This window comes from Thalassotalea nanhaiensis (assembly GCF_031583575.1).
Taxonomy (GTDB): Bacteria; Pseudomonadota; Gammaproteobacteria; order Enterobacterales; family Alteromonadaceae; genus Thalassotalea_A; species Thalassotalea_A nanhaiensis.
On record NZ_CP134146.1, the window covers coordinates 462,713 to 474,908 of the forward strand.

General features: G+C 35.8%; 12 protein-coding genes. 7 read left to right on the forward strand and 5 right to left on the reverse strand.

Translation table 11 applies throughout. The features are described from left to right. Nucleotides 1-6: 6 nt before the first annotated feature. Nucleotides 7-450, reverse strand: a complete 444-nt coding sequence (locus RI845_RS02195; protein WP_348388130.1) for an META domain-containing protein — start codon at nucleotides 448-450, stop codon at nucleotides 7-9. Between the two features lie 216 nt (nucleotides 451-666). On the opposite strand from RI845_RS02195, the gene RI845_RS02200 reads away from it, so the two are divergent. Continuing rightward, nucleotides 667-1,242 carry a PhnA domain-containing protein gene (locus tag RI845_RS02200; RefSeq protein ID WP_348388131.1) on the forward strand — a complete coding sequence of 192 codons (576 nt, stop codon included), beginning with the start codon at nucleotides 667-669 and terminating at the stop codon, nucleotides 1,240-1,242. 41 nt (nucleotides 1,243-1,283) lie between these two features. Here the strand turns inward: RI845_RS02200 and RI845_RS02205 are convergent, their stop codons facing one another. Next, complete coding sequence (locus tag RI845_RS02205; RefSeq protein WP_348388132.1) at nucleotides 1,284-3,185, reverse strand: ATP-binding cassette domain-containing protein; 1,902 nt, start codon at nucleotides 3,183-3,185, stop codon at nucleotides 1,284-1,286. A gap of 75 nt (nucleotides 3,186-3,260) precedes the next feature. On the opposite strand from RI845_RS02205, the gene RI845_RS02210 reads away from it, so the two are divergent. Further along, complete coding sequence (locus RI845_RS02210; protein ID WP_348388133.1) at nucleotides 3,261-3,452, forward strand: YheV family putative zinc ribbon protein; 192 nt, start codon at nucleotides 3,261-3,263, stop codon at nucleotides 3,450-3,452. An 18-nt stretch (nucleotides 3,453-3,470) separates the two neighbouring features. Here the strand turns inward: RI845_RS02210 and RI845_RS02215 are convergent, their stop codons facing one another. Next, nucleotides 3,471-3,704: a SlyX family protein gene (locus RI845_RS02215; protein ID WP_348388134.1), complete on the reverse strand. Its 234-nt coding sequence runs from the start codon at nucleotides 3,702-3,704 to the stop codon at nucleotides 3,471-3,473. Nucleotides 3,705-4,221: 517 nt separating this feature from the next. Here RI845_RS02215 and fkpA point away from each other — a divergent pair. From fkpA to RI845_RS02240, 5 genes are all read left to right on the forward strand, one after another. Then, complete coding sequence (gene fkpA, locus RI845_RS02220) at nucleotides 4,222-4,980, forward strand: FKBP-type peptidyl-prolyl cis-trans isomerase (protein WP_348388135.1); 759 nt, start codon at nucleotides 4,222-4,224, stop codon at nucleotides 4,978-4,980. A 470-nt stretch (nucleotides 4,981-5,450) separates the two neighbouring features. Further along, nucleotides 5,451-5,801, forward strand: coding sequence for an Hpt domain-containing protein (locus RI845_RS02225; protein ID WP_348388136.1), 351 nt, complete (start codon nucleotides 5,451-5,453; stop codon nucleotides 5,799-5,801). Continuing rightward, nucleotides 5,798-6,982, forward strand: a complete 1,185-nt coding sequence (locus RI845_RS02230; RefSeq protein WP_348388137.1) for an EAL domain-containing response regulator — start codon at nucleotides 5,798-5,800, stop codon at nucleotides 6,980-6,982. Before RI845_RS02225 ends, RI845_RS02230 begins: the two co-directional genes overlap by 4 nt. Before the next feature lie 31 nt (nucleotides 6,983-7,013). Continuing rightward, on the forward strand, nucleotides 7,014-8,720 hold the full coding sequence (gene pilB, locus RI845_RS02235) for a type IV-A pilus assembly ATPase PilB (protein WP_348388138.1): 1,707 nt from the start codon (nucleotides 7,014-7,016) through the stop codon (nucleotides 8,718-8,720). 48 nt (nucleotides 8,721-8,768) lie between these two features. After that, entirely contained in the window at nucleotides 8,769-10,505 is a 1,737-nt protein-coding gene (locus RI845_RS02240) for a two-component system response regulator (protein WP_348388139.1), read from the forward strand. Nucleotides 10,506-10,601: 96 nt separating this feature from the next. On the opposite strand, the gene rsd is transcribed toward RI845_RS02240, so the two are convergent. Together rsd and RI845_RS02250 are read right to left on the reverse strand one after the other, a co-directional pair. Then, entirely contained in the window at nucleotides 10,602-11,069 is a 468-nt protein-coding gene (rsd, locus tag RI845_RS02245) for a sigma D regulator (RefSeq protein ID WP_348388140.1), read from the reverse strand. Nucleotides 11,070-11,231: 162 nt separating this feature from the next. Beyond that, nucleotides 11,232-12,101 (reverse strand): S1/P1 nuclease, encoded by an 870-nt coding sequence (locus RI845_RS02250; RefSeq protein WP_348388141.1) that lies wholly within the window; start codon nucleotides 12,099-12,101, stop codon nucleotides 11,232-11,234. Nucleotides 12,102-12,196: the final 95 nt, after the last annotated feature.

Below are 12,196 nucleotides of genomic sequence, written 5' to 3' on the forward strand. Positions count from 1 at the left end.
TAGAGCTTATTTAGTCGTAAATACGGCTAAAACCTGATTTAAGTCATCTGAAACAGTTAATGTTTTTTCGCTAATTATATAGTTATCGACAGCGCTTAAGGCATTAAACAATTTATTTTCTTGCTCTGAACCCTTTTGACAGAACATACGAGTTGCTCTAGCAGGACCAATTTCCAGGTTATGCTCTTCAGATTCATAGCGTCCTGAATAATTGTTACAACCGCCGTAGCCTCGATAAGTATTCTTTTCAGTTAAAAACTCTATGCTTACCGGTTTATTGTTTTCACCTAATGTTGCCTTAACACCTGCAAGTGTCGTTAAATTCCACACTTGTCCAGTTAATGTATGAACGACAGTTTCCTGTTCCTTTTCAATGTCATTGCTTTGGCAAGCTACACATAATATTGATGCGGTAATACCTAGACTTAATTTTTTAAGTAATGAATTCATATTTTCCCAAAAAGTTAAACAGCTTAAAATAATCATAGTGCGAACTGTAAAAATTGGAAATGAGAATTCAGTTATAAAGTGTAAATAAATAAAGAAAAATTTTGTCTTATACTTGTCTTGATGTTTTTTATGGCATAATACGCGCCAAATTAACGAGGCTATTACTGACTCTGAAATAGCTGTAGTTAAAACATATTAGAAAATTAGGATCAGACAATGTCTATTGAACAAACCTTAAAAGATCGCAGTGGCGATAAGTGTGAACTTTGTGGTTCGCAAGATAACCTTTCAGTTTATGAAGTGCCACCTGTAGCAGAGCCTAATTCTGATAAAAGCATTTTGTTTTGTAGTACTTGTGACAGCCAAATAAACAGTACCGACGGCGTCTACGATACTAATCATTGGCGTTGTTTAAATGACAGTATGTGGTCGCAAGTTCCAGCAGTGCAAGTCATGGCATACCGCATGCTTAAACGTTTGAATAGCGAAAGTTGGGCGCAAGATGCTTTAGATATGATTTATCTTGAAGACGATGTACGTGAGTGGGCAGACTCTGCTGCTGGAGATGCATTAGAGGCCGACGAGCCAACATTAGATAACAATAAAGCAGCTTTAGCAGGTGGCGATAATGTAGTACTTATCAAGGATTTAGTGGTAAAAGGCGCTAACTTTACTGCTAAACGCGGTACTGCAGTACGCAATATATCCCTCACATCAAACCCGTTACATATTGAAGGCCGAGTAAATGGCACTCGTATCGTTATCATCAGTGACTACGTGAAAAAGATGTAGGATTTGGGCCTAAGTCAGGTTATTGAGTAACCTGACTTATCTTACCCATTAATTATTTCTTCAATTTGTTCTTCCAGTTCCATCCATTGCTCTTCGGCACTTTCAAGTTGCGGTTTAATTTTGCCTTGTTTTAGCATTAAGTCGCTTAACCTGGCTTTATTTTCTTGCTCATAGGTTTCTGGCAAAGCTAATTCATTTTCAATAGCTTCTAACTCAACTTGCCATTTCTCCACTTGCTTCTCTAATTTATCAGCTTGTTTTCTGAGTGGCGCGGCTTGTTTTCTGAGCTCTGCTTGTTGTCGACGTTGTTCTTTTTTATCTACTTTTTCAGGGTTTACATCAATAGATTTGGTTTGTGCCAGTGCTGATTTTTTATCATCATCAAGCCATTTTTGGTAATCATCAATGTCGCCATCAAAGGTGTCTACTTTGCCATTGCCAACAATATAAAATTCGTCAACACAAGACTCTAATAAATAACGGTCATGGGCAATTAGTATGATGGCTCCTGCAAACTCTTGCAGTGCTAATACAATTGCTTGTCGCATTTCTAAATCTAAGTGGTTAGTTGGTTCATCAAGAAGTAGTAATTGTGGTTTTTCAAGGACGATAAGTGCGAGTACCAAACGAGCTTTTTCGCCACCAGACATGGTATTAATTACATTAAGCGCTTGTTCACCGCTAAAACCAAAACGGCCTAGATAGTTTCTTGCTTGCAGTTCGGTAAAATCAGTTTTCGCTAACATTATTTGGTTTATTGCGGTTTCATCCATGCGCAATTGTTCAAGCTGATGTTGAGAGAAATAACCAATTGTTAATTCTTGCGCACAAAAACGTGTGCCACTTTGCAGTTTCAATTCACCTGCCAATGACTTAATCAGCGTTGATTTACCCGCACCATTTCGGCCTAATAAACCAATACGACTGCCTGGAACTAAATTTAATGTTACATCTTTAAGAATAATAGCGTCTTCTGAATAGCCACAGTCCGTTTGTTCTAACGATAAGAGCGGATATGGCATATAACCCGGGTTATCAAAACTAAAGCTAAATTGGCTGTCTACGTGCGCAGGCATCAAATCAGGTAATTTCTCTAGGCGTTTTAGCCTTGATTGAGCTTGTTTTGCTTTAGTGGCTTTAGCGCGAAACCGGTCAACAAATGAGGTTAGGTGTTTTACTTCTCTTTGTTGTTTTTGATACATCGCATCTTGTTGTGCAAGTTGTTCGGCGCGTTGGCGTTCAAAACTGGTGTAATTGCCTGAATATATTTTGGCTTTTTGATGTTCTATATGCAAAATTTGACCAATAACATCATCAAGAAAGTCGCGATCATGAGATATTAGAACCAAGGTGCCATCAAAACGTTTTAGCCAGCGTTGTAGCCATAAAACCGCATCTAAATCTAAATGGTTAGTCGGTTCATCGAGTAATAATAAGTCAGCTCTGCTAATCAGTGCTTGTGCTAAGTTTAAACGCATTCGCCAACCACCAGAAAAACTGCTCACGCTATTATTCAGCTGGTCTTGCATAAAGCCTAAACCGTGCAGTAATTCACTTGCTCTTGCTGGTAAACTATAACCATTGATAACATCAATTTTGTTAAGCAAATATGCTTCCTGGTTGCCGTCATCAGCATTGCGAGCTTGTTCTAACTGAGCTTCAAGTTGGCGATATTCAATGTCGCCATCCATCACGTAATCTAGGGCGCTTTGGCTTAAAGAAGGTGTTTCTTGCTTAACGGTAGCTATTTTCCAGGCTTTAGGCATATCCAAAATGCCGCTATCAATTGACAGTTGGCCAAGGAAGGCCGCAAATAGCGAAGATTTACCACAACCATTGGCGCCAACAAGGCCAACTTTATGACCAGGGTGAATGGTAAAGCTTGATGATTTTATTAAAGTTTTTAAACCTCGGTCGAAACCGAGTTCTGAAGCCAGAATCAAGTTAGTATCCTTCGCTATATTTAAAGTTATTTTAAAGGTAAAATGGCAACTTTAGTTTAGCTGTTAATTAATTTTATGAAAAAACGATTTATTGCTGGTGCTACCTGCCCAAAATGTAATGCTATGGATACTTTGGCGTTAACCAAAGAGAACGGTGTTGAAAAAGTTACCTGCGTTAGCTGTAATATGGAAATGACTCAACCTGCAGAGCAAGTTGAACCTGAAATTCGCAGCGACGAACAAGTGATTGGCGTTTTCAAGCCGTAAACATTACCGCCTTAATTTTTAATAATGGGGTGGTGGGGTTTCATCTTCTACCCGCCCAACAGCCGTTGTGTTCATATCTTTTACCCGTTGGCCGATAAGCCTTAGTTGTTCATTTAGATCACTAAGTTGCTCATGGTGAACGGTAATTTCATTATTGAGTTGTTCAATAATATCGTCTTGAAAAGCGATTTTCGCTTCCAAATTATCAACACGGTCTAGTAATACCGATATTTGTTGTAACTCTGTGGTCATAATTAAGCCTTTATTAGTACCCATTACCAATCAATATGCAGGTTTCTGAGCGTTTGAACAGCCTTTATACAAGGTACATTTAAACGGTTACGGTCGTTTCATAAAAATGAAGCTAAGGGAATGCTCAAACGTTTCTTCGATGGGTTTAAAATAGATTTATACTGCGTTATTAAAATTAACAATGGAATAACCATTCTCTAAATTTAATATCTTGCCTAAACCACTTTTAATTCCCACAGAAATCCCGCACTTTGAATTGTAACGGGTATATATCCAAGCATTATCGCTAAATAATCACTGTCGTTAAAGTTTAATTACTAAATAGATCAAATTTTACACTTTAAATGTCGAAAAACATCTCCATATTTATCCTTAAGTATATTTTTTGAGACTTTTGTACATTTTAGGGACTAGGTTTTTACTTTAATTGTCGCTAGTATAATGTCTTATTAATTATTTAAACTTAATGTAATAGGGGTTTTCTCCTTTTATGTGGTACTTATTTTTGGAGAAAAAAATGAAATTTATCGTTAAACCAACTTTGGTAGCAGTAGCTGTAATGGCATTAATGGGCTGTAACCAAGAAGCAGAGAAAAAAGCTGCTGTACTTGAAACAGAAGATCAAAAACAATCTTATGCTTTAGGTGCTTCGATTGGTACTTATATGAATAACAACTTAACTGAGCAAGAAAAGTTTGGTGTTGTTTTAGATAAAGAACTATTAATGGCTGGTTTTACTGAAAGCTTAAATGGTAATGCACAACTAGAGCAAGAAGAAATTCAGCAGCTTCTAATGGCATTAGACCAAAAAGTAAATGAGAAAAAACAAGCTCAAGCAGCAATTGAAAACGAGAAAAGTTTAGATGCTGGTAAAAACTTTTTAGCAGAAAATGCTAAAGTTGAAGGCGTTCAAACTACTGAGTCAGGTTTACAATACCAAGTATTAACTGCTGCCGAAGGTGCTAAACCTACTGCAACTGATACTGTTAAAGTACATTACACTGGTAAGTTAATTGACGGCACTACATTTGATAGTTCTGTTGATCGTGGTGAGCCAATTGAGTTCCCACTTAACCGTGTAATTAAAGGTTGGACTGAAGGTGTTCAGTTAATGAGTGTTGGTTCTAAGTACAAGTTTGTTATCCCTTCAGAACTTGCATACGGACCAAACGGTACGGGCCCAATCCCAGGTAACGCAACATTAGTATTTGAAGTTGAATTATTAGACATCATTACTCCTGCAGCACCAGCTACAGAAGAAGCTGCTGCTCACTAAATACAAGATGCATTTATACTGAACAGCCATGAATTGTTGTTCAGTATCCAGGCTATATTTATAAAGAAATCCTTCATTGAAAAATGAGGGATTTTTTTGTTTCAGGGCCTAAGGAGTTCAACCTGCCATGGAGCGTTTAAGTTTGTCCTTTAATGAAGTATTTTCTTAATATTTTAAATAGTTAGACCTTACCTAATAAAATGATCATAGGAAGTATGGTTTAATTTATTAATTATATTGATTGCTTTCGGCTTTCAAAGAATACACCGTGTTATAGGTGTAGGCTACTTCGCCTTATTTTCTGATGGGACAATAAATCGCTGAACTCCCTCCCCTTGTTACATTCCCGTTACTGATGAAGTAGTGAAGTCCTCGCTTAAATATATTATAAGAAGCTTTAGAGTGAGCGTTAATTCCTCAAAAAATTATATCAGCCTATTTATATTACTTAGTTTGCCAAGGAGTGCTCTGTGGAGTCTATAAAATTTGACGACTTTCGAGCGTTATATTGTGAACAACCTGAAGAAATGGTGGAGATCGCCCAAATATTTTGTACTCACGCCCAAGGGCTAGTGCAGAAACTGCAATTAGAACTGAACGATAACGATGAATATATGTATTTAATCTACCTTCATCAGTTGAAGGGCAGTGTTGGGTATTTATATTTGCATAATTTAGTAAATACTATTATTGAACTTGAATCAGAAATTGCAGTTAAAAGTCTGACCGGTGTGGGTCAGTTACATGACAATTTAATGAATTTGCTTAATACCCTTATTGAAAAAGTTGAAGGTGAAATTGTTATGAGCGAGTGCATATGAAAATAGTCATTATTGAGGCCGACAATTTTCAGTGCTTACTCTTAAGCAGAATGATAAAGCGAGCAGGTGATTTTGATGTTATCGCTTTTTCCAATGTTGACGATTGCTTGATGGAGTTAGCGATAACTAGTGAACCTACGGTCATTTTTTCTGATATAAATTTACCCGATAGATCTGGCATAACATTATTTAGAGAATTAAAAAAGAATGAATACATTCTTGGCTTAGTGGTTGTAAGTGCCTTACCTGAAGCTATGTTGGAATCTATAAAGGTGCTAATTGGGCAGTTCGGGATGAAATTTACCCACATATTAAATAAACCAGTAATAGAGGATGAAATAAATGGGATTATTCACTCAATAGAAAGCTTTATAAACTATCCTAAATTAAGCTGTGCTGACAACCTCTTGACTAAAGATGAATTGCAAAGGGCTAAGTATGAAAACTCTTTTCACCCATATTTTCAACCGCAAGTAAATATTCGTACCGGAGAAATACACGGTTTAGAGATTTTAGGTCGTATTATCTTTGATGGTCAATTAATGCTTCCAGAAACCTTCATTCAGCCACTAACTAAGTTTGGCATGATGACGGAATATACTTTATCGATATTGGCCAGAGCAATTCACTTATTAAGAGCGCATGGCTTGGATGAGCATCGTATTTCTTTAAATGTTGAATATGGCAGCTTACAGGAGGTTGATTTTGCGGAAAAACTTTTACAAGTATTACGCGAATCTGCATATCCTGCACGACAATTAACCCTTGAAGTTACGGAGTCTAAATCTTCATTATCTGCAAATGTGTTATATAACTTAACTGAGCTAAAATTAAATTCTATTACGTTATCTATTGATAACTTCGGACATGGCAGCAGTAATATAGATGAGTTGTTAAATATACCATTTTCTGAATTGAAAATTGATAATAGATACACGGCAAACATGATAACAAGTGTTAAAACTAAAGCCGTTAATCAATCAATTAATCAGCTATGTAAAGACTTGAATATAATTTGTATTGCTCAGGGAGTTGAGACCGAACAACAAATACAGGTATTAAAAGCCTTAGATGTCTCGTTAGCACAAGGATTCTATTTTTCACCGCCTATACCTGCGCCCAAACTGAAAAACGCATTGACAACAACAAGAGAAATGATGGAGAAATTAATTTTAGCCTAGGAAGTTAATGTAATTTAGCAGTTAGATAATTATGAAAGATTTGCACCGAAAAACCAGCTTACTATCTGCCTTGGTAAGAAATGATTTAATTGAAAAAGAGCATATTGCAGAAGTTTTTGGTAATAGCCAAAAACAAAAAATGTCGATAGTTGATTACCTTGTTACTCAAAAGAGTGTTAATTCATATGCGTTAGCGAAAGTACTATCTAAAAGTTTTGGTTGCCCTTTTTTTGATCTCCAACATTATTCTTGCGATGCAATCTTAACTGGTATACGCGATGAAAAACTATTACTAAAACATGACGCATTGCCATTATTTTCTCGAGGCAATGTGTTGTATGTGGCCGTTTCTGATCCGACAAATTTTGATGCTCTAGAGGAAATCCAATTTAATACGGGCCTGACCACTGAAATGGTGCTAACTGACAGCATTCAGTTAAAGCAAATTATAAATAAAATTGTCGAAGGGGAAGTTAATAATCTTGGTATTAGTGAAATAGATCTTGATGAACTTAGTGACATTGATGTTGCTGAGGAAAAAGTAGATGAACAGCCAAGTAACAGTACTGATAGCGATGCCCCTATTGTTATTTTTGTGAATAAAATTTTATTAGAGGCAATTAAAAAAGGCGCATCTGATTTACATTTTGAACCTTATGAAGATGAATTTAGAATTCGCTTTAGAGTAGATGGTGTTTTAATTGAAATTACCAATCCGCCAGCACACTTATCGCAACAAATTATTTCGCGGTTAAAAGTTATGTCTAAATTAGACATTGCTGAACGGCGTATGCCTCAAGATGGAAGAATAAAGCTCAAGCTTTCCAAAAAGCACTCAATTGATTTTCGGGTTTCAACTCTACCCACTATGTGGGGGGAAAAAGTGGTAATGCGTATTCTAGATTCCTCGAGTGCAAAATTGGGTATAGAGGTTCTTGGCTACGAAGCACAGCAACAAGAGTTGTTTTTAAATGCATTGAATCAATCACAAGGAATGATTTTAGTTACTGGCCCTACCGGCTCTGGTAAAACGGTATCTTTATATACCGGACTCAATATCCTAAATACTGTAGGACGAAATATTTCAACAGCAGAAGATCCTGTTGAAATTAACCTTAAAGGCGTAAATCAAGTACAGATAAACCTTAAGGCGGGCTTAGACTTTTCTATTGCTTTAAAAGCGTTCCTTCGCCAAGATCCAGATGTAATAATGGTTGGTGAAATACGAGATTTAGAAACAGCAGAAATCTCGGTAAAAGCCGCACAAACTGGCCATTTAGTTTTATCAACGTTACATACCAATTCAGCAGCAGAAACACTAACACGGTTATTAAATATGGGGGTTGCGGCATATAATATTGCCAGCTCGGTTAATTTAATCATTGCCCAACGATTAGCTAGACGATTATGTGAGCATTGCAAAATAGAAGATCCTCTTGGTAAAACTTCATTAAGAACGCTAGGTTATAACGAGGAAAGGCTGAGTTCGGTAACTGTATTCGGTCCTAAAGGGTGCGAGCACTGTAATGAAGGTTATAAAGGACGTGTAGGTGTTTACGAAGTAATGAATATTTCCAAATCATTAGCAAAGATTATTAACAATGAAGGCACGTCACTTGATATCGAAAAGCAAGCAATACAAGAAGGGTTTAAAACACTACGTCAATCGGGATTAATGAAAGTACTGCAGGGGGTGACCAGTTTGCAAGAAATTAACAGAGTTACCAGCAGTCACTAAAAACAAAATTTAAATATCTATTTTTATGGATATAGATAGGAACTATAAATGTCAGGCTTAAATGATTATAACTTCGATAACGCAAAAGTACTTGTTTGTGATGATGATCCAACTCATTTGTTAATCATGCGCGAAGTGTTAGAAAGCCAAGGATTTGAATTTCATCAAGCAGAAGATGGTAAGCAGTCGATAAATCAATACTTTGCAATTAATCCTGACATTGTTTTATTAGATATTAATATGCCGCATGCTAATGGTTATGAAGTTTGTAAAGAAATAAGGGAAAGTATTTATGGTAAAGATGTTCCTATTTTAATGGTAACAGGCGCGGATGATACCGATTCTATTGAGCAGGCGTTTGAAAGTGGTGGCACGGACTTTTTATCTAAACCGATCAACTGGACATTAGTGGCGTATCGCATCAAATATATACTGCGCAATAGTATGATATATCAAGAACATAAAAATAATGAAGATAGGCTAAGTTATCTTGCTTATTATGATTCATTAACTGGTTTACCTAACAAGCAAAATTTTTTAAAACAATTAGAAGACTATCTTGAAACATCAAAATATAGCGACATGAATGTGGCTGTTGTAAAGATTGATTTGGATAAGTTTAAAAAAGTTAATGAGGCCTTAGGTAAAAAATATGGAGATAAGTTATTACAAATAGTCGCAGATAAGCTAGAGAAATTTATTACTGCGCGAGAATTGATTTCCAAAGATTCTGAACTGCAGCCAATTTCTCATCTTAATAGTAAAGAATTTGCATTATTTTTTGCTGTAAATTCATTGAGTGAATTAAAAGAGACTATAAATTATCTTCTTGAACAGATAGCTTTGCCTGTGAAAATGGCCGGTGTAGAATTTAGTATATCGGCATCTTCAGGAGTCGCTCTATTTCCAAAAGATGGTGATTCTGCGGAAAAGTTATTATCTAAAGCTGAGGCCGCAACCTTTGACGCTAAATCTCAAGGAGGAAATTGTTTTTCATTTTGTTCAGAATCAATGATAAACGAAGCTCTTAATAAGATGTTATATGCCGAAAAAATTAACCATACTTTAAAAAATCATGGATTTAAGCTTAATTATAGCGCTCAAATTAATGTTTTGGATAATAGCGTTAGGGCACTAGAGGTTAGCATTTATGATTCAAAAGACGAAAGTTTTGAAAATAAAATCGAATACATTGATACCTTGTCTGAAAATAATTCTACAGCAAAAGAATTAGATATGTGGATAATTTATAAGGTATTCGAACAGCTGGGAGTTTGGAAAAAGGATAATGTTGAAATCTATCCTGTTGCAATAAAAATATCTACATACAGCCTACTTAAAGCGAATTTTATTGAAAATGTTATGACACTTTTAATGGCTAATGAACTTAACGCTAACTTAATTGAGTTTGAAATCACCGATCATTTACTCGTTAAAGCTGCAAATGAGAGTAATACAATTTTAGCAAGCCTACAATTACTGGGTTTTTCCATTGCAATTGAGAACTTTACCGAAAGTCAGTCATCACTAGCATATCTACCAGGTTCAGGAGTAAAAGTTTGTAAAATACCGACTGAATTAGTCAAAGAATTAGCACAAAATAAAGACAGGCTTAAAGTAATAAAAAGCATCATTGTTATGGCTAAAGAGCTTGATTTAACGGTTATTGCAACAGACGTTTCAGGGCGGGAACAAGTAAATCAATTGACGGCATTAGGATGTGAGATCATGCAAGGCGAAGCTATCGACACTCTGCATGCCAGAGCGAAAAATAACAAAGTTTAAAAATAACAAAGTTTAAAAATAATATTTGTTATTGCCGCTCTGACTTAATAATCAATATACCATTTCTGGGAGGTATTATTAGTATCGACTCTGCGTTTATGAATGATTCGTATAAAGCGCTTCTATTAGCTGATCTTCTAACTCAAATCTATCCTCTAAAAACTGTCCTAACGCCGATAGGCTTTGATCAAAACCATCTAAAATTTCATCTGAGTTGATATCTGCATATTTATCATTAAACGTTAAGCCAAAATCAGTTGTCTTTGCAATGTTAGGATAAATTCGTTGTGCTAATGCCAGTGAGTTAGGACCATTTTTTTTACATTGAGCAACCACCTGATCAAAAACTTCAAAGTGACCTGCTGACATATAGTCCATTAATAATTGGCAAAAAGATTGAATTTCATTACGGTTTGGTAAGGCTTTATCGGTTTGATCAAAAGGAGGTAATCCAGCTAATTGGCAATAACCAACCAGAACATCTTGACGTTCAGTTAACCAGTTGTCGATGGCAGATAATGAACCGCCCCATTGTTGTTGTGCTTGTTCTAAACGACTTAACATTGTCCCTCCGGTATTCTTTGCGAAGACTATGAGATTAACTATATAACACTGAATTTTAATGAAGATTGCAACATTTATTTTACATTCAAATTAGAGCTCAAACTCAAATATCATCAATTGAACAGCACATTTTTTTCTAAGCGTATATTTTCATTATATAAATTATAAATGCTCAGCTAAAAATAAATTTAGCCTTAGGGAAGCAAGTTTAATCTGTTTTATCAATATAGGCCTGTTTTGGTTGTAATATCCGTGATCGAAAATAATAGCTTGATGTGAAGAACTACATGTCAAATTGCTGCTGAACTGCTTGCAATAGCCAGTAATTTTACTTCTACTAATTGTTAAAGATTGGGTTGCCCAAAATAAGATATTATCAGTAGTGAGGTAGTCGACAGGAGAAGCGGGGAGTAAATCTTTATTGCTGTTTAATAATGTGTTTTTGCTGCTTTGGCCTAACAAGCACCTGTCCCAAACTTGATGAAGGTTTTTGCACATGTGCTTATTCGAATTAATTTTATCGACTACTTTAATTTTATTTCCGCCGAGATCTGATTTAAAGCTAACATGTAGAGGCTGATGAAGGTCGCCAATCCAGTGAGCTAAAAATAGCAGTGCTTGTATTTTTTCAACAGAAGAAGTTCGATTTATAAATTGTTGCTGGTGGTGTGTAATAGCATCGATAATACAATGGCCATGGCAGGCATCATCGTTTACGCTTATTTGATCTCTTGCAACATTTACATAATGCCAGCTTTTGAAAGATGAATACTGGACATCATTTCGAATAGCGTCGGCCCAACTACACGCATCTGCAAACGTCACTTTAAAGTTAGCGTCTCGATTTAAATATGTGTTTATTTGCTGCTGTTGTTTAACTGGAAAATGATTGGTTAATTTTGCTAACGCATCTTTTTGAGTGGAAGGGAGATTTTCGAAGGCAAGTTGACAAACTAACCAATGGCCTTTGCTGCTGAGCGCATAAACGTTAGTGCTAAAACACAATATAAAAAGTAATAATAATTTCGTCATTCCTTCGTATCCCTTGTACAGTCTATGATTGAGTATAGACTGCATAAGTGATTATTTATTGTAGGAAAAAAACTGGAAATAAAAAGGCCTTAACA